25 protein-coding genes are annotated in these 21,634 nt (G+C 63.0%); 9 read left to right on the top strand and 16 right to left on the bottom strand.

Going from position 1 to position 21,634, the window contains the following annotated elements:
* The first annotated feature begins 55 nt into the window (after positions 1–55).
* Complete coding sequence (locus LA343_RS01740) at positions 56–625, top strand: YceI family protein (RefSeq protein WP_025403834.1); 570 nt, start codon at positions 56–58, stop codon at positions 623–625.
* Here LA343_RS01740 and LA343_RS01735 read toward each other — a convergent pair whose 3' ends face one another.
* From LA343_RS01735 to LA343_RS01720, 4 genes are read right to left on the bottom strand one after another with little or no spacing between them, the layout of a single operon-like run.
* A complete protein-coding gene (locus LA343_RS01735) occupies positions 626–1,150 on the bottom strand; it encodes a MarR family winged helix-turn-helix transcriptional regulator (RefSeq protein ID WP_025403833.1) in 525 nt (174 codons plus the stop codon).
* A gap of 60 nt (positions 1,151–1,210) precedes the next feature.
* On the bottom strand, positions 1,211–1,993 hold the full coding sequence (locus tag LA343_RS01730) for a DUF998 domain-containing protein (RefSeq protein WP_224209195.1): 783 nt from the start codon (positions 1,991–1,993) through the stop codon (positions 1,211–1,213).
* Positions 1,974–2,816, bottom strand: coding sequence for an alpha/beta hydrolase (locus tag LA343_RS01725; RefSeq protein WP_025403831.1), 843 nt, complete (start codon positions 2,814–2,816; stop codon positions 1,974–1,976). Before LA343_RS01725 ends, LA343_RS01730 begins: the two co-directional genes overlap by 20 nt.
* A 21-nt stretch (positions 2,817–2,837) precedes the next feature.
* Entirely contained in the window at positions 2,838–3,386 is a 549-nt protein-coding gene (locus LA343_RS01720; protein WP_025403830.1) for a hotdog fold domain-containing protein, read from the bottom strand.
* Positions 3,387–3,494: 108 nt separating this feature from the next.
* On the opposite strand from LA343_RS01720, the gene trxA reads away from it, so the two are divergent.
* Entirely contained in the window at positions 3,495–3,884 is a 390-nt protein-coding gene (gene trxA / locus LA343_RS01715) for a thioredoxin (RefSeq protein WP_025403829.1), read from the top strand.
* A gap of 81 nt (positions 3,885–3,965) precedes the next feature.
* Here trxA and LA343_RS01710 read toward each other — a convergent pair whose 3' ends face one another.
* On the bottom strand, positions 3,966–5,024 hold the full coding sequence (locus LA343_RS01710; protein ID WP_025403828.1) for an NAD(P)-dependent alcohol dehydrogenase: 1,059 nt from the start codon (positions 5,022–5,024) through the stop codon (positions 3,966–3,968).
* Between the two features lie 85 nt (positions 5,025–5,109).
* Between LA343_RS01710 and LA343_RS01705 the strand changes: the two genes are divergently transcribed.
* A complete protein-coding gene (locus LA343_RS01705; RefSeq protein ID WP_025403827.1) occupies positions 5,110–5,865 on the top strand; it encodes a PspA/IM30 family protein in 756 nt (251 codons plus the stop codon).
* Between the two features lie 233 nt (positions 5,866–6,098).
* On the opposite strand, the gene LA343_RS01700 is transcribed toward LA343_RS01705, so the two are convergent.
* On the bottom strand, positions 6,099–6,833 hold the full coding sequence (locus LA343_RS01700) for an oxygenase MpaB family protein (RefSeq protein ID WP_224209194.1): 735 nt from the start codon (positions 6,831–6,833) through the stop codon (positions 6,099–6,101).
* A 136-nt stretch (positions 6,834–6,969) separates the two neighbouring features.
* The gene (locus tag LA343_RS01695) at positions 6,970–8,250 is read right to left on the bottom strand and encodes a helix-turn-helix domain-containing protein (RefSeq protein WP_025403826.1); all 1,281 of its coding nucleotides are present in this window, start codon (positions 8,248–8,250) and stop codon (positions 6,970–6,972) included.
* 393 nt (positions 8,251–8,643) lie between these two features.
* Here LA343_RS01695 and LA343_RS01690 point away from each other — a divergent pair, with 393 nt between their 5' ends.
* From LA343_RS01690 to LA343_RS01680, 3 genes are all read left to right on the top strand, one after another.
* The gene (locus tag LA343_RS01690; RefSeq protein ID WP_224209193.1) at positions 8,644–9,132 is read left to right on the top strand and encodes a DUF6230 family protein; all 489 of its coding nucleotides are present in this window, start codon (positions 8,644–8,646) and stop codon (positions 9,130–9,132) included.
* A 77-nt stretch (positions 9,133–9,209) separates the two neighbouring features.
* Entirely contained in the window at positions 9,210–9,800 is a 591-nt protein-coding gene (locus LA343_RS01685) for a DUF6114 domain-containing protein (RefSeq protein ID WP_025403825.1), read from the top strand.
* Positions 9,801–9,908: 108 nt separating this feature from the next.
* Positions 9,909–10,445 (top strand): hypothetical protein, encoded by a 537-nt coding sequence (locus LA343_RS01680; RefSeq protein ID WP_025403824.1) that lies wholly within the window; start codon positions 9,909–9,911, stop codon positions 10,443–10,445.
* On the opposite strand, the gene LA343_RS01675 is transcribed toward LA343_RS01680, so the two are convergent.
* From LA343_RS01675 to LA343_RS01655, 5 genes are all read right to left on the bottom strand, one after another.
* On the bottom strand, positions 10,420–11,298 hold the full coding sequence (locus LA343_RS01675; protein WP_025403823.1) for an oxygenase MpaB family protein: 879 nt from the start codon (positions 11,296–11,298) through the stop codon (positions 10,420–10,422). The genes LA343_RS01680 and LA343_RS01675 overlap by 26 nt on opposite strands.
* A gap of 58 nt (positions 11,299–11,356) precedes the next feature.
* Positions 11,357–12,244, bottom strand: a complete 888-nt coding sequence (locus tag LA343_RS01670) for an FAD-dependent oxidoreductase (protein ID WP_025403822.1) — start codon at positions 12,242–12,244, stop codon at positions 11,357–11,359.
* A 217-nt stretch (positions 12,245–12,461) separates the two neighbouring features.
* Entirely contained in the window at positions 12,462–13,220 is a 759-nt protein-coding gene (locus tag LA343_RS01665) for a decaprenylphospho-beta-D-erythro-pentofuranosid-2-ulose 2-reductase (RefSeq protein ID WP_025403821.1), read from the bottom strand.
* A gap of 31 nt (positions 13,221–13,251) precedes the next feature.
* Positions 13,252–14,664 (bottom strand): decaprenylphosphoryl-beta-D-ribose oxidase, encoded by a 1,413-nt coding sequence (locus tag LA343_RS01660; protein ID WP_025403820.1) that lies wholly within the window; start codon positions 14,662–14,664, stop codon positions 13,252–13,254.
* A gap of 85 nt (positions 14,665–14,749) precedes the next feature.
* Positions 14,750–15,043 (bottom strand): hypothetical protein, encoded by a 294-nt coding sequence (locus LA343_RS01655; protein WP_039911738.1) that lies wholly within the window; start codon positions 15,041–15,043, stop codon positions 14,750–14,752.
* Between the two features lie 46 nt (positions 15,044–15,089).
* Between LA343_RS01655 and LA343_RS01650 the strand changes: the two genes are divergently transcribed.
* A complete protein-coding gene (locus LA343_RS01650; RefSeq protein ID WP_025403818.1) occupies positions 15,090–15,749 on the top strand; it encodes a hypothetical protein in 660 nt (219 codons plus the stop codon).
* On the top strand, positions 15,746–16,984 hold the full coding sequence (locus tag LA343_RS01645) for a hypothetical protein (protein ID WP_025403817.1): 1,239 nt from the start codon (positions 15,746–15,748) through the stop codon (positions 16,982–16,984). Before LA343_RS01650 ends, LA343_RS01645 begins: the two co-directional genes overlap by 4 nt.
* 7 nt (positions 16,985–16,991) lie before the next feature.
* Here the strand turns inward: LA343_RS01645 and LA343_RS01640 are convergent, their stop codons facing one another.
* The 3 genes from LA343_RS01640 to LA343_RS01630 form a co-directional block, all read right to left on the bottom strand.
* Positions 16,992–17,438, bottom strand: a complete 447-nt coding sequence (locus tag LA343_RS01640) for a GtrA family protein (RefSeq protein WP_025403816.1) — start codon at positions 17,436–17,438, stop codon at positions 16,992–16,994.
* Between the two features lie 20 nt (positions 17,439–17,458).
* On the bottom strand, positions 17,459–18,184 hold the full coding sequence (locus tag LA343_RS01635) for a GtrA family protein (RefSeq protein WP_025403815.1): 726 nt from the start codon (positions 18,182–18,184) through the stop codon (positions 17,459–17,461).
* A gap of 174 nt (positions 18,185–18,358) precedes the next feature.
* Positions 18,359–19,816 (bottom strand): condensation domain-containing protein, encoded by a 1,458-nt coding sequence (locus tag LA343_RS01630; RefSeq protein WP_025403814.1) that lies wholly within the window; start codon positions 19,814–19,816, stop codon positions 18,359–18,361.
* A 46-nt stretch (positions 19,817–19,862) separates the two neighbouring features.
* On the opposite strand from LA343_RS01630, the gene LA343_RS01625 reads away from it, so the two are divergent.
* On the top strand, positions 19,863–20,690 hold the full coding sequence (locus LA343_RS01625; RefSeq protein WP_039911001.1) for an alpha/beta fold hydrolase: 828 nt from the start codon (positions 19,863–19,865) through the stop codon (positions 20,688–20,690).
* A 7-nt stretch (positions 20,691–20,697) separates the two neighbouring features.
* Here LA343_RS01625 and glfT1 read toward each other — a convergent pair whose 3' ends face one another.
* Positions 20,698–21,600: a galactofuranosyltransferase GlfT1 gene (glfT1, locus tag LA343_RS01620; protein ID WP_039911000.1), complete on the bottom strand. Its 903-nt coding sequence runs from the start codon at positions 21,598–21,600 to the stop codon at positions 20,698–20,700.
* Positions 21,601–21,634 lie beyond the last annotated feature (34 nt).

The raw sequence follows: 21,634 nt of genomic DNA, 5'->3' as shown, positions 1-21,634 counted from the left end.
GTATAGTGTGGGCCGTGTTCGAGACAATAATCAACGATGTAAGGACAGAAACCCCATGTCACACACTGCTCATACTCCCCGGCCCGTCACCGACTACAGCGGCACGTACAGTATTGACCCGGCCCACTCTGAAATCGGCTTTACCGCCCGCCACGCCATGGTGACCAAAGTTCGCGGCGCGTTCAATGAGTTCACCGGAACCGCGCGCACTGAAGAGAGACTCGCCAACGCCTCCATCGAGGTGACCATCGACGTAGCATCTATCGACACCCGCAATTCCCAGCGCGATGAACACTTGCGCACGGGCGAATTCTTCGATGTGAGCAACTACCCCACGATGCGCTTCACCTCCACGGATATCAGTGCTCGAGGGGACGACGGCCTCACCGTCGTCGGCGACCTCACCATCAAGGGCCAGACCCGGCAGGTCAGCATCGATTTCGATTTCACTGGCGACGTTCAGGACCCCTGGGGCAACACCCGAGTGGGATTCGAAGGATCCACGGTCATCAACCGGCGCGATTTCGGGCTGGAGTGGCAGACCGCGCTCGATGGTGGGGGAGTGCTGGTCAGCGAAAAAATCACGCTGAACTTCGACATCTCTGCCGTGAAGCAGGAAGGCTAACTAGCGGTCTGCCTTCTCGGGATCTGCGTCGGGATCGATCACCCGCTGCAGTAGTCCGAGAATCTCGCCGAATTGCCGCTCCTGCTCGGGCGTGAGGTGCTCGAAGAACTGCTTCTTCACCAAGCGCGCGTGCCCCGGGGCGGCATCCTGAATGGCATTGAGACCGCGCGGATCAAGCACGGCGAAGAAGCCGCGGCCATCCGTGTCGCAGCTTTCGCGCCACAACAGGCCACGCTCTTCCATGCGCCGGATCTGATGGGACATGCGGGAGCGGTCCCACTGCAGTTGATCAGCCAGCGCGGAGATGCGCAGGCGGCGCCCCTCGGCTTCGGACAAGTGGACGAGCACCTCGTAGTCGGAAAACGACAGCCGGGAATCGTCCCACAATTGGCGAGCCTGGGCCGTGACGGCCTTGGCATGCAGATGAATCCACAGGCGCCACATGCGTTGTTGTTCGGCGTTGAGCCAGGGGCTTTCCTGCTCAATCTCGACCTGGCGGTCAGGTGTGGATTGTTGATCAGCCATGGCACCTATTATGACATAACGAAAAAGTTCTATGACCAGTTATTTCAATGTTAAATGCGTTTAATGCACTGTTAATCTTAACGTCTCACTCGGGCCGGAGTAGATAGCCCGCCGGTTCCGAACCACGGAGAATCCCACCACCATCAACAGCAGGGCGAACAACGTGACATTCGCCCGCTGCGCCACGCCCGCTACCTGGTCAAGAACGACATACGCCACGAGGAACCACACATTGGCGGCAACGGATGCGGAAGCTATCACCATCGCCACCACCGAGGGCCTCGGGCCTCGTGGTCGCCACCACCACAACACCACCACCGCAAGGGCGCACGCCATCGCCGAGCCGGTAGCGATGGAACTGGTCACCACATGGATATCGTGCTCAATGCTCAACCGCCCCTGAAACTCCATCTCCGCGCACCAGTCCTGCACAACAGCACAATCCAGCGGCAGGATGGCGTCACAGATCGTGCCCGCGCCGAAGGCGAGCAAGAGCCACCCGTACAGGCGATGCAGCCTGCTCCACTGAGCGTTGCGGGCTACCGCTAGAAACGCGACGGCGGCCACGACGGCCAGGGAGCCCGCGGTGGCGTCGAGAATACGAAACCACATGCTGAACGGCATGGAACGGGCCGAATACTCCGACAGATACGAGTTGGAAATCGGCAGCGTCCAGCCAGTGAAGGCTTCCGCGACGATCGTGGGATACACCAGTCCGGTGAGGAACGTTGCCACGCCTGCGATGAGGACCGCCCGATGCGACCCACCCGGGCGGCGCCGCGGCGTTCGGCCACGGCGCGAGGGCGAGCCCGGGAACTCAGACTTAGCAGTAGGTTTCGACAATCTCAGCGACCTTCTCCGGGTGATCATTAAACACCAGGTGCGTGCTGGGGGAGATGCTGACGTGATTGGCGTGCAGCTGGGCCGCCAGGGTGGAGTGCTGATCCACCCACGAATTGCGGCGGAGCTTACGGGAAGCCATGTTTCCGGGATTCAAGGCGCTGACCACCACACTGGGAACGGCATCCACTGCCGGGCCACCCGCAGCGCGAACCGCGCGCACGAACTTCGCCGTGGAGCGGAATGCGGCGTTCTCTCGCAAAAACAGACCCATCTGCGCCAGACGTAACTGCAGCTGGCTGCCTTCCGGAAGGCGGCGTGCAGCCCACATCGTGGCGCGAATGGCCGGCCGCCACAGCTGCCACAACCGATTCGGGTTCATCAGGGGATCCGGCACGTCCGTGATGGAGGGATCCAGCAGCACCAGGGATACGACCTGGCCGGGGTGTGTCACTTCCATCTTGTGCGCCGCCAGCTCGGCCAAGTACGCCCCAAACGAATGGGCGACCAGCACCACCGGATCATCGCCAGCGGCTGCAATGATTTCGTCCACGGCCGCGCCGAGGTCAAACGGCGCATCCTTCAACGGCCGACCCACGGACACGGTGGTCAAACCATCCGGCAACAGCGGGAAGAACTCGTCCGCGTCCGAGGCTGGGCGAGACATGCCGGGAACAAACACCACGCGCCGGGCCGGCGGGGCGGAATCCGGAGAAGCCACAGACGGATCGTCCGCAGGCGCACCCGATTCGTGGGTCAGTTCACCAATCTCCTCGAGATCGGGAAGCTGGTCGAGTGGGGACGAAGAGTGATCAGAGGTGTTCATAAAATCCTTGCGCAAACGCGATCAGGCAGACGCGGGCTTCTTCGCCGTGACCCAGATATCGATCTCTGCGTACACGGACTCCTTGACCTCGTCGTCGCTGAAGTGAATGGTTACCGTCACGGTCTGCCCGCCCGTTTCCGTGGTGATCGTGGAAAAGTCCGGCAGGTCGGCGGTGGCCACGGCAGTGAGACTGCCAGCGGTCTTGGCCTTGTATTCCACCCGCATGCCCTGGGGCAACCAGCGATGCGAGGCAGGAATGGAGACCTCGGCCAGTGTACCCATGGCGAACTCCGCAACGTTACACGCTGCGATCGCGTGGAACGTGCCGATGTGGTTGTTGAGCAGCCACCACTTGTGGCTGCGCACCTTCGCGTAACCGGGGCGAAGCTCCTTCACACGCGGCTGGACCGTGGCGAAGTAAGGGGCCTTAAGGGCAACACCCAGGGAAAACAGCGCCTTGCCCAGCGGCTTTCCAGCGACCTTTTGGTACATCTGATACGTGGGCGAGGGCTTGCTGGTGGCGTCGAAGGCGGAGGAAGCAGACTGCGATTCGGGGGAGTTCGTAGACATGTCTAGAACCATAATCGACAGGGCGTGGCTGCGGAATAAAACGGACTTTGCGTAACGTTGGTAGGGACAGAACGCAAGAACGACCCCACGAATGCAAAGGAATTAACCATGGCAACTGTTCAAATCACCGGTGAAAACTTCCAGGAGACCGTGCAACAGGACGGCATTGTTGTGCTGGATTTCTGGGCTGACTGGTGCGGGCCGTGCAAGCGCTTCGCGCCTATTTTCGAGCAGATCTCCGAGGAGCACCCCGATGCCACCTTCGGCAAGGTCGATACCGAAGCTAACCAGGATCTTTCCGCTGCGCTGCAGATTCAGTCCATCCCCACCATCATGATGTTCCGTGACGGCATCCTGCTGGCCCGCGAGGCAGGTCTGCTGCCCCCGCAGGCTCTTAACGATCTGATCAACCAGGCTCAGGCACTGGATATGGACGAGGTTCGCAAGCAGGTGGCGGCACAGAACGCCGCAGCGGATGACGCCGGTGAGGCCAAGTAGCTCCACCATGTCCGGCATGCCCGGCATGGTCGGCATGGTCGACGCCACCACGATCGGCGCCGCCATGCGGTAGCTGGAGTGCTAGATCGTGTTTGCGTCGATGACGAAGCGGTAGCGCACATCCGAATCGATGACGCGCTCATAGGCCTCGTTGATCTGCTCGGCGGGGATGACCTCGGCCTCGGCGGTGATGCCGTGCTCGGCGCAGAAGTCGATCATTTCCTGGGTTTCGGGGATGCCGCCGATGGCGGAGCCCGCGAGGCTGCGCCGACCACCGATTAGTTGGTTCGCGCCGATTTCCATGGGCTTCGGGGGCAAGCCCAGCATCACCATGGTGCCGTTGCGGTGCAGGGTGGAGAGGAACGGTGCTGGGTCCATCGGGGCGGACACGGTGTTGATAATGAGATTGAACTTGCCCTTGAGGTTCTCGTGCCAGCCTTCCTCACCGGTGGCGATGTAGTCGCTGGCGCCGAACTTCCGGCCATCTTCTTCCTTGGCCTTGGAGTGGCTCAGCACGGTCACATCCGCACCCATGGCCGAGGCGATCTTCACGGCCACGTGGCCGAGGCCGCCCATGCCGACGATCGCGACATTCATACCCGGGCCCACACCCCAGTGCTTCAGCGGGGAATAGGTGGTGATGCCTGCGCACAGCAGGGGAGTGGCCGCCGCGGCCTCGTGTGATTCGAGGTCAGAAAAAGCCTCCGGGATACGGATGAGGAACTCTTCGCGGCACACGATGTGGGTGGAGTAGCCGCCCTGGGTGATGGTGCCGTCGATGCGGTCGGGGGCGTTGTAGGTGCCGGTGGCGCCGTTTTCGCAGTAGTTTTCGTCGCCGTCCTGGCAGGCTTCGCACTCTTGGCAGCTGTCCACGAGGCAGCCGATGCCCACGATGTCGCCGACGGAGAATTTCGCCACGTCGGAGCCGACCTCGGTAATTTCACCGATGATTTCGTGGCCAGGGGTGAGGGGGAAGTTATCGTGCGGCCAATCGCCGTTGACGGTGTGGATGTCCGAGTGGCAGATGCCCGCCCAGCGGATCTTGATGAGGCAGTCGTTGGCGCGGAGATCGCGCCTAGTGAGGGTGGATTTCGTCAGCGCCTCGCCGGCGCCGGGAGCGGCGTAACATGCAATGTCCATGGGGAAAGGCTACGCCTATTTTGATAGCGAGCGCGCTCCCGAAGTGAAGCAGCGGCCGGGCGGTGTGCCACGTAGGATGGTTGCCATGGCGAATCCATTTTCTAAAGGTTGGAAGTACCTGATGCAGTCCCTCGATACGAAGATCGAGGAGAATGCCGATCCGATGGTGCAGATTCAGCAGGCCACCGAGGCCGCCCGGAAGCAGCACCGGGAGATCACCGAGCAGGCCGCTGCGGTGATCGGCAACCGGAACCAGCTGGAGATGAAGCTGAGCCGTCTGCAGGAGGATGCCCAGCGCCTGGCGAACAATGCCCGCACGGCGATTACGCAGGCGGATGCCGCAGCGGCCTCGGGAGACGAGGCGAAGGCCAAAGAGATGAATCAGACCGCCGAGGTGTTTGCCTCGCAGCTGGTCACCGTGGAGCAGGAGCTGGAAGATACCAAGCAGCTCCACGCCGGTGCGGTGCAGGCCGCTCAGCAGGCGGAGCAGCAGCAGAAACAGTCCGCTGCGCGCCTAGAGGAACAGATGGCGCAGATTGACCAGCTGCGCACGCAGGCGCAGCAGGCGAAGATGCAGGAAGCCACCGCCGAGTCCGTGCAGCGGATGAATGGCATCGCCGCCGATGACAGCGTGCCCACGCTCGATGGCGTGCGGGAGAAGATCGAGCGCCGCTACGCGCAGGCGCTGGGCAGCCAGGAGCTCATCGAGGGCTCGGTGCAGGGCCGCATGCAGGAGATCGAGGAGGCCGGCCGCGATATGCGCGCCAGCTCCCGCCTGGAGGAAATCCGCGCGGAGCTCGATGCCGCAAAGAAAAACCCGGAGCTCGAGAAGGGCGAGTAACTCGCCGCTCTGCTCCGGGTGGGGGCGTCTTAGCCCTGGTAGGGGCGGATGACCTTCATTTCCTTCGGCTCGCCCTTGATCATGCCGTGGCGGATCATCATGGAGCGGCCAGGCTCCATGTAGCGCTTGTCTTCCGGCAGCATCGGGTGAACCTTGCGGACCACAGCGCAGAAGCGGTCGAAGCGCTTCTGATCCTTCTCGGTCCACGGAACTTCCAGGATGTCACGCTGGGATTACTCCAGCGTGCCGATCGTCAGCCACACCATGGAGCGCATGACCGGCTTCCAAATAACGTTCCACACCTTCGGGTTCATGCCGTCCGGAGCCTTGACCTTTTCGTTGCGCACGCGACGCAGCGCGAAGTCCACGGTCTCATTGCGCTCCAGCTCAGTGCGGGTCATTTCCTCGATGTAGTCAACGAGGCCCTGGTAGTTGTCGATGACCGGGCGGTCGGATACTCCGTATCGACGCCACCAGGTCACGCCTTCCTGAACGAGCTGCTCGCGCTCTTCAGGGGTGAATGGCTTACCGAACAGGTCCTGGGTGCGGATCACGCGGTACACGAACGTGGCGTGTGCCCACCAGTAGGTATCCGGGTTGAGCGCGTGGTAGCGGGAGCCGTCCCGCAGCTTGCCCTGGATGTTGGTGTGGTAGTCGCGGATCTGGGTGCCCAGCGGGTCATCGTCGCCGATGTACATGGACTGGATGATCTGCGGGGTGGAGCGCTCCAGGCGAGAGAAGGGCTCGTCGAAGAACTTGGAGTGGTCCAGCAGAGACTGGCCGATGGCCGGCAGCATGTTCTGCAGGATGCCGGTGTAGCCACGCATCAGCTGGATGCGGTTATCGGAGCCGTACTTCCACAGCAGCGAATCGGTGTTAAGGGGAGCGCTCTTCAATTCGCGGCGCTCGTGATCGGCTTTGTGGTCGGACTTGGGGTCTCCGGCCTTGTTGTCCTGCGGTGCAGTCATTATCGTCCTCCGAACAGTAGGGTTCACCACCGTTGTAGCAACCGCGCCCGCCAGGACGAAATAAATCGTTATATTTTGATCTTTTTATACAATTCTCTGCGTGCCGTGGTGGCTCCTGCACAACGCACTAGTGGCGCTAGTCGTTGCCGCGATCATCGTCGGTCGTGAGAACCCGCGAGCCATGCCAGTGCGCCAACTCCAGTGCCAAGGCGAAGTCCGGGGAGGAGATATCGTCCCGCCCCACGGCTTCCTTGAACTTGTTGAGACGGTACTTAATGGTGTTGCGGTGCGCGGACATGTTGTCCGACGCGCCGGACGTTCCGTTCAGCAGCACGCTGCGCGTGGTCTCCCGGATGATCTCTGCGTAGCGATCATCCGCCGCGAGGCTGTGCAGCGTGGAGATGACGATGTCCGAGGCCTCGTCGACGCGATCCACGAAAGCCGCTGCGGTGGTAGCGCCCGTCGTGGTGGCGTCGAGAACAGAAGGAGCCGTAGCGGGGCACGTCGCGGACAGGCGGTGAAGGGCCATCGCGCGGCGATGCGACAGGCGGAAGCCCTCCACGCCGTGATCGTAGGTGCCGATCGCCAGGCGTGCTCGCGCCGGGAACTCGATGGGTGGCGGGCCGCTGGGAAGCCGCTCCGGGTCCAAAGCGATCCAGCACCACGCTTCCGTGTGCTCTGGGAAGACCGTCAGCGGCTCGCTGGGGGAGCCGTAGCTCTGGGCAACCTGGGAGGCGAACTTGCGCACGGCGTCCGCGGGGAGCTGATCGGCGCCCTGGGACCAGATGATGAATGCCTGGTGCGTGCCGGTGAGGTCGTAGTCCACGGCGGAATCGTCGGTGGGCAGTTCCGCGATGTCTCCCTTGACGATGGCCTGGACGTGCGCCAGCAGCTGGGGATCGCCCGGCAGGCTTGTGCGCTGCGCCTCGTCCTCGTAAATCCGGCCCACGGCCTGCTCCATCGTGGTGATGTAGCGGCTGGTGATGTTGCGCATCGTGGTGAGCACCATGAAGAACTCCGAGGCCTGCGGGGAGCCGGTGTGCGTGCGGCAGACCGTCTCGATGAGGGGAAGCAGCTGGCGCTCCAGCGAGTTGTGCGCGCAGTGATACATGAAGATCAAGCGGTGCAGCGGCACGCGGTTCTGGGCGAGCACGCGGGTGAACTGCGCAATGGCGCGGCTGGGCTTGGCGCGGTCCATGGATTCGCCGGTCTGCAGCAGTTCGCCGAAGATGCGGATGTTCGAACGCACGCTGGCATGTAAGAGCCGGTGCAGCGGTGGTGGAACTTCAGCACCGAGTTCGCTGAGAAGATCGTGAACCGCGTGGTCGGTGAGCACATTGAGGTGCCGCAATACGGATTCTGCGATGTTGCGCCGCACACCGGTATCGATGTGGAAACGATGAGATTGAGTCACCATAACCCCCTCTACTTAGCCGTACGGCTGCTATAGCTAGCGGGATGGAAGCTGCTAGCTGTGCTGGTGGTTAGTGAATGGGTCATACGGTTAATCAATTCTAGTGGGGGCGGGCGGGAGGTACGCCATCGGCACATAGGTGAGCCCACAAATGGGTCAAGTTAGCAATGTGAATTACGTTACAGAGTTACCAAGAAAGCTGAGATGAACAAAATTAAGTAGCCCTACTCTGGGTGCACATGGGATAGACCAGTAGTGGCTAGTTGTGAGGCCAGGCCAAAAATTCGACTACGAGCCATCGGGCGAGACAGAATAGTGCAGCTGACATGCGCGAGAACGTTACTGTGTGAGCACGTTTGTTTCGGCCTCGAAAAGTGGGGCGTATCAGGAGGACCAATGGGAAAAATCAATAAGACTAAGGCAACGGCTGGACTGGTTGTTGGCCTGCTGGCCTTTTCCGGTGCTGGTGTAGCCGTGGCCCAGGGCGGTCTGACCGCCAACCTGGCCCTTTCCGGAACCTTGTTCAATATCAAGATGAGCCACCTCACCGGCTCTGGATTCTCTCTGTTCATGGATTCGGACAAGAAGGGTGAGGACACGATGCCCGTTGCTCGCCTGAAGTTCGAGCAGGCCAACGCTTCCAACCTGTGCCTGTCCACCACGCTGCCGGACCTTCCGGGCGTGGGCGAGGCCACCCTAGCGCTCAAGGCCAACGGCGATAACACCGTTGATGCCCAGAACCTCATCGTGGGCGTCACCGACATTGCCGGTGCCCTGAAGCTCACTGACCCGCAGGTCGGCATCGATACCCACCAGGTCAACAACGCTGCGCCTCCCGGAGCCTGGGGGTCTGTCCTCCCAGTCTGTGGAAGTTCGCGCAGATGACATCCTCGCCACTGCCATTGGCGCCTCCACGCTGACCGTCGAGGGTGTGACGGTGAGCGTGAAGCGGGGTTCCGATAATGCCTGCTAACTCGACTGCTGAGCCGGCCGAGAACGAGAAAAAGACCACCCGCTTCGTCCGCTGGAGGCGCGGCCGCCCCTTTATTCCCGGCCTGCTGATGATCCTCGCGGGCATCGTCATCATCACTCCCGCGTACCTTTCGGTCCGGATTTCGGATCTGCTGGTGATGATCTCCACGATCTCCGGCGTCTCCACGTTCGTCATTGGCGCCTTGCTGATCATGTTTGGCCTGGGCGCATGGTTCCGTCCCGCAACGGCCACCTACCTGGGTGTGTTTGGCATCATTATCGCGGTTGTCGCATTGCCCACGTCGAACTTCGGTGGCTTTCTGCTGGGCTCGATTCTCGGCATCGTCGGCGGTGCGTTCACCCTTGCGTGGGAACCCACCGCCGACGCCACCCCAGACTCCGATGCCGCCGATGCCGGCTCTGGTACTGACGAGGGGGAAACTGCTGAAAGCACTGAAAGCGCTGAGGGTGCCGGGGATGCAGATAAGAACCCGTACGCTACTTTTCCCGCCTCTAGGGGCGCTGCATCTACCGGTGCTGGCGATACTGCGGACTCCGTGAATGCTGAGGGTGCTGCCTAGGATACCGCCAGCACAGCAGACGGCGACGCCGTAGAGCAGCCCAAGAGCCCGGGCCCCAAGGCTCCGTATCACACCCCCAAGGCCGGAGCAGCCCTGCTACTCGCAGGCTTGGCAGCCAGCGTGTACCTCTACGGCGCCGGCGACATTGTCGAGGCCCAGCAGCAGCCTACCCAGTACGCGCTGAAGGGAACCCCAGGCATCGTGAAGGCTGATAAGGTCACGTTCCTCGGTAACGTGCGCGTGGCCCTCGTGCCCGTAGAGACGGAGTCCGGTACCGTGAACGCGCTGCGGCTCACTGGCGACAAGCTGGTCGCCGATAACCTCAGCGTGGAAGCCCCCGGCTCGCCGGCCAACGGTCTGTTGACCACCGGCCCTGGCGCGATTTCACAGGTCATTGATGGCCCGGTGGAAGTGCAAGCCGTGGGCCTAAAGACTATCCCCGCCCTGGCGGATATCTCCACCATCCCCGTGGCGATTGACCTCAGCGGTGATCTGGGATCGGTGCTGCGTCAGTTGCAGCTTCCGGAGGTCGGGGTGCCAGACCCCATCATGCAAAATGTGTCCCTTCGCAATGCGACACTAGATCTCATTAGCTTGAAGGGACACATCCTCGACGTTCCTACTGTGCGGCTTCGGCCTTCTTAAACGCCCGCTCCGCGATCGGCACCATTCGGACCTTCCGGGGGAGGATACTGAAGATCCCCCGAAGAGTGCGGGAGAACAGGGTGAACCTGACGGCGTCGGACTTGGTCCACTTCCAATCGAGAGCCTTGCGAACCTGGTCCGGCAGCAGTCCGGTGGCAGCCCACATGAGCAGACGCGAGGCAACGGGGGCGATGGGGCGCCAAGCCCACTTCGGGAAGTTGGGCATCGGCGGGTCCAGGGTCAGGCCGCGGATGATGCGGGAGCGGTCGATCGTCTCCGTGCGCCCCAGAGTGTCGATCATGGAATCGAAGTAGCTCTGGAACTCATTGTAGGTCTTCGGAGCATTCTTCGGCTCCGCCACACCGTAGTAGGTGTACCAAGTGCGGGTCTCCTGGAAGAGCTGCTCTTTCTCCTGCTCGTTCATCGGCGGCATGAAGTTACCAGCCAGCACGAACGGCATCGCGGCGAAGGTAGCGTGAGCCCAGTAGTACACATCCGGGTTCAGGGAGTGGTAGCGGCTCTCGTCCGGGTGGGTGCCCTTGATGTTGCGGTGGAAGTCGCGGATCATCGCGCCGACCTCATCACCTTCGTAGACGGTGCGAATGATCGGGAACGCGGAGCGCACCAGGCGGGCAACCTCGTTGTCGAACACGTTGGAGTGCTGGACGAGAGCGCGGCTGACGTCCTTCTGGGTAATCTGCAGCACGCCGACGTACAGAGCGGCGAAGGTGGAGCGCCAGTCGCCGTAGCGCTGCCACAGGATGGAATCCGGGCCCAGCGGCGGCAGATCAGCGGACGGGTTGGAGGAAGCGGCCGCCGTCTCAGACGGCGGGGTAGCGGTGATGTGGCTCATGAGAAACTCCTTAGTACCCCGCACTGAACAACACTGCGGGAGAAATCAGCGGGGGATGTTACTTGGCGGTGGCCTTGGTTTTTGAAGGGGCCTTTGAAGAGGCCTTCGAAGAAGCCTTCGAAGAAGCCTTCTCCGAATCGGCCAGCAGGTACACCTTGTAAGGGAAAGGCTCGAACGAGGTCAGGTTGGCGATCTCTTGCTTCACAGTAGCCTGCTGGGCCAACCAGTGGTCAGGCTGAACACGCAGTTCGCCGGGGCCGTTGACCTCGAGGAAGCGGGCGTAACGGCGGCAGTACTCACCACGCGCCTCGGCGATGGCCAGCGGCTTCTTACGCATTAGGCGGCTATCGAGGCCATTGGCCGGGTACGGGCCGTCGACGAACAGCGCATTCGGCAACCCGATGGGGTGAATGCCGAGGTGCAGGTGATCCGTCTCGTCCTCCTTGATGCCCGGGCCGGTTGCGGCCTTGAACGCGGGCGGGCGGACACCGTTCGAGGCGGACGAGCCGGTGGCGCGCACAACGATGTCGAAGTACTCGACGGGGCGCTCCGAACCATTGCTGGTTTCCGAGGCCACAGCCCACTGGCCGCGCTCCTCGTCGAACGTTGCGGTAGTAACGGTGGCGCCCAATTCTAGCTTCGCACCAGCGGCGTTGAGGGCCGCCTCGAGGTGCGTGACGAACGAGGCGACTGAGCCGTCCGTGTCGGTAAGCTTCAGGTAAGGAACGTTGAAGTGGTAGCGCTTCGTCAGCTCGGCTGAGCCCTGGTGGGAACCAGAGGCAGCGCCGCCGGAGGAAGCACCGTTGACGATTGTTCCGCCGGGCTGCGTGTTGGCGTCGAACAAAGAAGTTTCGAAACCAGAGAACGCGCATTCAGCAGCAGCGGCGCATCCGGCCGGACCAGCGCCAATGACGGCGACAGTGGGGCGCCGATAAGGCTTAAACATGAAAACATCCGCCTTCAAGGTTGTGAATAATTTCTACGTACGCACTGAGGCCTTCGCGGGGTCTGGATTTGCGCGAACAAAACATGCGTGGGTGCATGATAATGAAGGCGGATTGAGCTGGTCAGGGGATTGCCGAAGTGCGCCGGGATATCGTTCATTGCGTGCACATGTCGATATGTTTTTGTACCGGCTGAACAAGCAGTCGGCCGGGTGGGGCCTACAGCGGCAGCTTGCGGATAATCGGCAGCGGCAGGTGCTTGAGGATAAACATGATCGGCTGGAACAGTGGGTGAACCCAGATCAGCGTCTTCTTCTTATCCACAGCGTTGGCGATGGCCTTGGCTGCGTCTTCCTTATCGACGGTCAGCGGGGCATCGTCAAGGTCCTTGGTCATGTTCGTGCGAACCTGGCCCGGGCGCACAGTGAGCACGCGCACGCCGGTGCCGCGCAGTGCCTCGCCGAGCATCCGGTAGAAACCGTCGAGGCCGGCCTTGGTGGAGCCGTACACGAAGTTGGAGCGGCGAACCATCTCGCCAGCCACGGTGGAGAAGGCCACGATCTGGCCGTGACCCTGCTTCTTCATGTAATCAGCCAGCAGCACGCCCACGGATACGGCGCCGGTGAAGTTCACCTGGGCGGCCTGGACGGCCAGCTTCTGGTTCGTCCACTGCTGCTCGTTGTCGCCGAGGATGCCGAAAGCCACGATGGCGATGTCCACGTCGCCGTGGCTGAAAATCTCCTCGAACACGGCGGGGTGGGAATCGAAGTCAATCGCGTCGAACTCCACGGGGATGACCTCGGAGGCGCCAGCGGCCTTCGCGCGCTGGGTGGCCTCATCCAGCGACTCGCCGGGCCGGGCGGCCAGGATGACACGCGCCGGGCCGCGGGTGAGGAACTCCTCGACAACGGCCAGGCCCATGTCGGAGGCGCCGCCGAGCAGCAGGATGGATTGGGGTTTTCCTACAGCATCAATCATTGGTGGGGATTCTCCTTAATGCTCGTGAGCTCTAAAGCTCCAGGCGGCGGGACATGTCCGATGCGAACACGCCGGTCGGGTCGATCTCGTTGCGGGTCTTCAACCAGCCCTCGAGGCCGGGGTACATCTTGTGGAAGTTCTCCGCAGAGGTGCGGGACTCCTTCGCCAAGTACAGGCGGCCGCCGAACTCCATGACGCGGCGGTCGAGGTCATCGAGGAACGCGCCGAGACCCGGCTTGATCGGGAAGTCCACGCACACGTTCCAGCCCGGCATCGGGTAGGACAGCGGCGCGCGGTTGCCCTCGCCGAACAGCTTGAACACGTTGAGCGCGGAGTAGTGGCCGGAAGCCTGGATGTCGCGGATGATCTCCTTGAACGGCTCCACAGCTTCGGTGGGCACCACGAACTGGTACTGCAGGAAGCCCTTAGAACCGTAGCCACGGTTCCACTCGCCGATGAGGTCCAGCGGCTGGTAGAACTGCGTGAGGTTCTGCACGGAGTTGCGGTATTCGCCGGACTTCAGCCACCACAGCTCGCCGATGGCAATCATGGACAGCTTGTTCATGGTGAAGCTCGGGAAGATATCCGGCACCGTCATGAGCTGCGGCGCATTGAACTTCAGCGGGTCCTTGGCCAGCTTCGGCGCGAGTTCCTTGAGCTGGTCGAGCGTGGCCAGGCTACCGCGCGAAATGGCGGCGCGGCCCAGCTTCTTACCGCCCGAGATCGCGTCGAACCACGCGGACGAGTAGGTGTAATTGTGCTCGGAGCCGTCCGAGTGGAATGCGATCGTCTCGTCCAGGGAGTGCGTGAGGTCGCCGTCGGCGATGAAGTACGCGGTCTCCGTCTTGGTCATGCGGATCTTCGCGCGCAGGATGATGCCGGTCAGGCCCATGCCGCCCACGGTGGCCCAGAACAGTTCGCCATCCGGGTCGTCCTCGCTACCTTCGGGCTCGAGGTGGAGCACCCGGCCGTCGGCCACCAGCAGTTCCATCGACACAACGTGGTTGCCGAAGGAGCCTGCGGAGTGGTGGTTCTTGCCGTGAATGTCCGGGCCGATGGCGCCGCCGATGGTGACCTGGCGGGTGCCCGGCAGCACCGGTACCCATAGGCCGTAGGGCAGGGCGGCCTTCATGAGCTGATCCAGGGTCACGCCCGCATCGACATCCACGAGGGCGTTGTCGGGGTCGATGCTGTAGATCTGGTTGAGCTCCTGCATGTCGATGACAAGCCCGCCGGCGTTCATAGCGGGGTCGCCGTAGGAGCGCCCCATGCCACGGGCGATCACACCACGCTGCAGGTGGGCGGGCTTATCGGCGTTATCATCGGCGACCTGCGCCACGGCCTTGGCGATGACATCCACATCGGGAGTCTTAAGAACCTCTGCGGTGGTCGGCGCGGTGCGCCCCCACCCGGTGAGAGTTTTCGTGCTGGTCTGCAAATCCATAGTTCCCACCCTAGTACAGCGACTGCTCAGGCCCGCTTTCAAACAGGCCGGTTGGGAGTGGTTCCCTGGGTTCTCACGGGGAGTTTTAATACAGCTCCATAATCTGCCGGATCTCCTCCGGCAGTTCCTCCACGCTGGTGATTTCGGGGCCGTCGTAGCTTCGGAGGATGTCGTTGACCCGTTGCCTGCTGGTGCTATCCAGGATGGGAAGTTCCTGGGCCATGAGGCGTGTCATGAACTCGTTGAGTGGCAGGTTTGTGCGCGTGGATGCTTCGTAGGAGCTTTTTTCGCCGACGCCACCAACCCGCACCGGGTTCGCACGTTGCTCCTGGTCCTCTGGGCTGCGCTTCTTGCGGGAGAAAAAGTCAAAGACTGCCATGATGTGCAGCTTACTGTGCCAGCGCACGCGGTTATGATGGGGTGCCATGAGCGACCAAGCACCAGCCCCCTCACCAGCCCCCACGGCAGCACCCCAGTTCGATCCCATCATGGTGCTCGCCCGCGCCGAGGGCGAGCGCGGGCCCGTCTACGCCGTCTGGCAGGTGGAAACCGATCCCACCGTCACCCTCGGAGACTTCTCTGGCGCGTGGGTCATCACCGCGGACGGCATCCAGGGCTTCGCCAGCTCCGCCGACTGGATTGAAAATCGCAGTGACCAGCGCTCCATCCTCACCACCTTGCTGCGATACCCCGTGCTGCTCACCGAGGGGGTATCGGTGGAGGACGTGCGTGGTGGCGTCGACGATAAAGACCTGCCGATCATCGACCGTGCGGCCACCCAACACGCGGCCGAGGAAGCCATCGCGGGAGCGAAGGAAACGTTTGCCAAGGAATTCCCAGAAAAGCGGCAACCGGCGTGGGGAACGGTCGAGCCACTCGAGCCAGATGCGGCGCGCGCGCCCGAAACCGAGGGGCAAGATCCGGCCACGACCAGCGCGATCACCGATGCGCTCGCCACGGCCAAGGGGCTGCGCGCGTGGATCCGGCAGTGGAATGCGTTCGACAAACTGCGCGTGCGCAGGCTCGGAGAGGTCGATGACTCACTCAGCGAGCTGCAGGGAGTGCCACTACGCTTGACGGCATGAACAGTGAGCGTGTGATCCGATTCCCCGGCGGGGACGATTCGCATGCTCAGGGAATCATTTTCGCCGGCGGCAGCAACGCCGGTGGGCGCGGCGGAGCAGACTTCGGGTCCTCCGCGCTGGAGCGCCGAATGCACCGGCACATGTACCTCGTGTCCGTGCAACACCAGGCCGCCGGGGGCCTGTATTCGCGCCTGGTGGTGCTGGATGCCGGGCTCAGTATCGCCGACGCCGCCGATGCCATTTTGACCTGTTACGGCTGGCCAGAGCGTGTGGAAAGGCAGGACTACCACCAGCCGCACGCGGTCGGCGAGCCGTGGAGCTTCCGCATCTCCGGCAGGACGTACGCCGCGCAGGGCTTGGATGGTGTGGAGTCCATGGGCACGTCGCTGTGGCAGGCGTGCGAAGGCGAGCGCGCCGTGGGCATGACTGGGTTGCTCGTGGTGGGGGAGTTCTACTTCAGCGTGACTGTGGTGGATCACCGCGACGTGCGCGCCGGTGAGGAACTGTGCGGCCAGGCGGAGGACACGATCAGTAGGGCGCTTGGGCTGCACGGCGTGTTGGCGTCGCATGGTGGCGATGGGTTGGAGTCCGTTCCCGATGCGAAGCTGGTGAGCTGCGATTATGTGAGCGTGCGGCTCAGTGCGCGACGGAGCGTCAGTGCCAGCGGTGCGAACAGCGCCAACAGTGCGGACAGCAACAGCGCCCCCGCGCTGCGCCAGCACCCGCTCAAGATCCGCAAATGGCCCAGCGTGGCGGAAATCAACGTGGAACTGGCGGGCGAGGCCACGGTCGAGCATGTCCTCGGAGCCGTGAAACCGGAGCTGCGCCGCTGGCTGGAGTCCCCGGAGAGCTGTGAGTTCATTCCGCTGCTGCAATCGCTGGATCTGGACCGCCCGGCGGTCGTGTCGGAACAGGCCGCGGAACTACTCGCCGACGCGCCCGTGGAACACGAGCCCAAGGCCCGCGCCGCGGCGTGGGCGCACATCATCGCCCTGTCCACGCTGGTCAAAGACGATGACGCTGAGCGGGTCCGCGAGGCGTTCATGACCCTGGCGGGCTACCCCGGAACTAGCGCCAACGCCGTGCGCGAGCTCTGCACCCGCACCCGGAAGGTCCTGGCGATGGCCGGTGCGGATAGCTGGTCGCCGTCGCCGGAGGAGACCACGGTGCCGCTCGTGCAGCGCAGCTCCTTGGTGGATCGGTTGGAGATGTACCGCTTCCTCCTGCAGCACTAACCGCGAGCTACTTCTTGAAGATCAGGAACTTCTGGATCAGGAAGTTCAGCACCGTCGCCGTGCCTTGCGCGATCACGAAGCTCCACACGCGAATCCAGAATGCACTGAGGTCCATCCCCTCCAGCACCGGGATGAACACCTTGTAGAGCCCCACCTGTACGCCAAAGGTCAGGGCGTAGGACACCATCGTCACCACGAACCGGAACGTGGAAGGCTCGGCCTGGAACGTCCACCGGCGGTTGATGATGTACGCCGTCAGCGTTCCCAGCACGAAGCCCAGCGACTTCGATAGCGTGTCGCTGAACCCCAGCCCGAAGTGGAAGATCGCCGTGGACCCGAAGTCCACAATGGCGCTGAACCCGCCCACGAGGATGAACCGCACCAGCTGCGATTCCATCATCGTGGTGACCGGGTACTTCGCGGCGTACGGTTCACCATTCACGGTTTTTGCCATCGTTTGTCCTTTTGGGGTCTCTAGGCCTCGGGGTTGTGTGCGCGTGTGGGACTGTCGCCTGCGCTGTTGTTGGCTTTCTTGTTCTCGACGCCACCCCGGTCCGTTTCGCCCATAATGTCGGCGTCGGGGGCTCCAGTGGCCGCGGCCGCCACGGGGTGGGTGGCGGTGCGGGGACCGCGGGTGCGCACGCCCTTAGCGGGCTTCGCGCGGAAGGTCCACAGCTTGTTGAACAGGAAGTTCGCGGGAACGGCCACGATCACGCCGATGAAGTTACCCCAGTACACGCGGGTGCGTAGACCCGTGGAGTCGTTGAAGATATCCGCTGGCAGCGCGATGGGCGATTCGGGGTTCACCAAGGCGGTGGCCACGGCCAGCGTGATGAGCAGGCCGAAGACGCCCACCGCCATGAACTGCGGGAGCTGCTTCCACCAGGCCTTCTTCGGCACGCCGGAGAAGGTCCAGTAGCGGTTGAGCAGGAAGTTCCAGACGTTCGCCACGATGAAAGCCAGGGTGGAGAACAGGTGATACCAGCGCAGGTTGAACTGAGTACCCACGAGGTTGAGCAGCACATCGTCTGCGGAGTGGTCCCAACCCCAGTCGAGAGTCTTCTTGCACAGCACGAACACCGCCTGGTTGACGATGAAACCGGAGGCGCCGACCATTCCGAATTGGATGAACTGCCGCGCAACGTTGCGCTTGCTGAAGCTGCGGCGCGTGCGCTGTTCGGAAGTGGGGGCTGTGGTCACGGGCGTCCTCTATGTGCGGGGGCTCTGGTGCTGCGATCAACCTGGTGTGATCAACCTGGTGCGGCCCACGATGCGTGGGTCGTGAGCCAGGCTAAAGAATAAGGATACGCCTGCGCACTGCAGTGATAAAGCCAGACGGGGGCGAGGAGCCCGATTTCCCAGGTGGGTTCCAGATCAGGCGCTGGCCGGTTCGGGATCCGGCTTGGATCCGGCGAGCGTCGCGGCAGGTGCGCAGACCGTGACCGGCAGCCCCGCTCCCACACTGCCCTGCACCTCAGCGCGCATCGTGGCCACCACCTTCCGGCACCACGCCGGCACTGACTGCCGCGCCTCCGGGGTGTCCGGGTAGCGCACGCGCAGGTGCATGCCGTCGTCATTGGACACGAACCACGCCATCACCCCGTCGGTCTTGATCTCTGCGGAGATGTGCTGCGGTTCCAATCCTGGCTCAATATCCACCGGCAGCTTGCGGTTATCCAGCCAGGAGATCGCGAACATTCCCTTTGTAGCGGGCACGTTTCCGCCCCACGGTTCCATGATCGGCGCCAGGGGATACGAACCTAGTTGGATTGTCTCGCGGATCGCGTCCATGATCGAGCGGGCAGCGGCAGCATGGCTCACGTCTGCGTGGCCCGGCTCCGCCCCCACGTCCGGGCAGTCCAGGATGGAGTTGGTGATAAACCACCCCATCGCGTTATCCCAGGTCTCAGCAGGGGTGAGCGGCTGGCGGCGCGAATGAATGGGGAATACAGCCTTCACCGGAGCCATCGCCGCCACCGCCAGCCCCAACATGCTCATGTCCTGGGCGGCCGATGCATCATCGAAGGCGATGAGCTCGTTGGCGTCGAAAATATCAACCACGTCCACCACCTGCGACCGCGGCTCGGAGAGATCCCCGAGGTCCCCTGGGAACACGGGCATCGTCCCGTCCGCTAGGTGCTCGTGCCAGCGGGCCACCACGTGCTCGGGCGCGCCGTTGCGCTCCACCAACTGCCGGGAATGATCACCGAAGCCCAACGTGGGCGTCAGCACGGTCGCCGGATCCGTGCCACTGATCACCGCATCGAGCAGAGCCGTGAAGTCGCGGATCGTCACCAGCAAGCTCCAAGCATCCGTGTGGGAATGATCAAAGCCGATGATCACGGTCGCATCCTCCATCGGCTCGCCCACGCGCGTGGCCTGCGCCGTGCCAGCCCGGTGGTCAACAACGCACAGCTGGTGGGACGGGCTGGCGAACGGGTTGCAACAACGGTCAAAGACCTCGCGCAAGATCGGGCGAGGATCGAACTGCTCGTCGCCATCCATGCCACCGGTCTCCGGGTGCCAGTTACCCTGGCACACGTTCACCACCTCCAGCCGAGGGTCGGCCGGGTTTACCACCACTGTCTGCATCGTGCCGTGGTGGGCGATGAGGTGGTGGTACGCGGTGCTGATCTGGGACAGGGTGGCGGCGCGGGGGAGGCTAAAACTCACCGCCATCCATGAACCCGGGCGCGGCCCGCGGGCACAGTGTTGGCGCTGGTCAAAGCTAATGGGCGGGGCAACCGACCCGCTGCGGGTGCGGGTTGTCACCCCGTAGCTGTGCACAATGCCCGGGCGGAGGTTCATGGTATTAATCGTTGTGAGTCGCATAATAGGCAGACTAAAAACCAAATGTTTCCGGGAAAGGTCAAGCGCGTTGACATCATTGAAACTTGACGTGGGCAGGTGGGCCATCGCCGCTGATCTTCACCCCTCCCCGGCGGCCAGCGCCCGCCTGGTGCAGCTCCACGGGCTCACCAGCTCCATGGCGCGCGATGAGATCCTGGGGCTGAACTTCGTCCACGATCTGCCGGAGTTCGAGACACTGCGTTACGACGCGCCGGGGCACGGCCGCACGCGCTTGCGCGAAGACGGAGCCCATGATGGGCAGAAGGCCGTTGAGCAGGACTTTCTCTGGGACTCCCTGGCGGATACCCTCTACGCCGTGGTGGGGGATGTGTGGCCGGATGTCACCGACACACGCCCCCTCGTGGGAATCGGGCAATCCATGGGGTGCGCCACCCTGCTCACTGCTCAGGTAAAGCACCCCGGCCTGTTCGACAAGCTCATTCTGGGGCTCCCGCCCACCGTCTGGGAAAATCGCAGCGCCCGAGCCACCGGCTACGAGTTCTCGGCGCAATATGTGGAGGACAACGGCCTAGCAGCCTACTCGGAGTTCACGAAGCACGAGGCCCTGCCACCGGCCGTGAACCCCGACCGGCCGCACACGGACCCGGACGTGCTGGAATCCATCCTGCCGATCGCCTATCGCGGCGCCGCCAAGGCGAACCTGCCGGCCAAGGAAAAGATCATGCAGATCGAGTGCCCGGTGCTCATCCTGGCCTGGACCCAGGACCCCGGCCACCCCATCGAGAGCGCCGAGGAACTCGGTGACCTACTGCCGAACGCAGAGGTCCACATCGCGGAAACGCCCGATGACGTGGGTCAGTGGACCACGATGATGCGGGAGTTTATCCTCCGCTAGTCCTCCGCTAGGGGCGGTTGAAGCGCTCGTTGCGCCCCGCCTTGTGCAGGGAGAACCACTCTTTGAAGCCCTTGACATCCCGGTTTTGCACCAGGAAAAACCACGCGAACCGGGCGTACTCCTGCGGCAGCAGCTTGCGCATGCCGGGCTGGTTCATGATGTAGCCACGGTTGCGGTAGGTGAAGAAGCGCTTGAACTCGTTATCCGGGTACTGGGTGTGCATCTTGCCGCCCAGGATCGGCTTGAACTCGTCGGAGCCATCCGGGTGCAGATACGCCGTGGTCAGGCATGTGCCGAACCGCAGGCCGCTGCGTACCAGGCGGCGGTGGTACTCCACCTCATCGCCGCGGATGAACAGCCGGTAGTCCGGCACGCCGATGATCTCCATAGCCTTCGCGCTGATCAGTGCTCCGTTGAACAACGAGGCGATGCCGGGGAGGAAGTCGCCCTCCAGCTCGCTGCGCAGGCGGCGCCACACCAACCCCTGGCGCAGGGGGAAAGCTAGGCGATCGGGTGCATCGATGTTGCAGACCATGGGGCTGATCTCATCGAGGCCCTCCTGTTCCGCCACGCGCTGCAGGGTGGCAAGCACGTGGGCGTCGGCAGGGCGACCATCGTCATCCGCGCACCAGATCGCATCCGCACCCAGGGACAGTGCGGTGAGGAACCCCAAGGCGAACCCGCCGGCGCCGCCCAAGTTGGTGGCGGAGCCGATGTAGTGGCCGCGTTCCCCGGCCACCTCATCTACTAGAGCTTTCACGGCGGGGTCGTTGCCGTTGTCGACCACGATGATGTGCCGCGCTTCGGCGCCCTCCTGGTGGGCGACTTGGTCCAGGGAGGCGCGCAGCAGCTCAACCCGGTTGTGGGTGACGATGACTGCGGCGACGGTATCGGATGTACGTAAAGGCATGGCTTCAATTATGCCCGGTCGCTCCGCCCGCCGG

The sequence above is a fragment of the Corynebacterium falsenii genome (assembly GCF_020099275.1).
Classification (GTDB): domain Bacteria; phylum Actinomycetota; class Actinomycetes; order Mycobacteriales; family Mycobacteriaceae; genus Corynebacterium; species Corynebacterium falsenii.
Note: the sequence above shows the minus strand (reverse complement) of the source record. Positions and strands in the feature narration are given on the sequence as shown.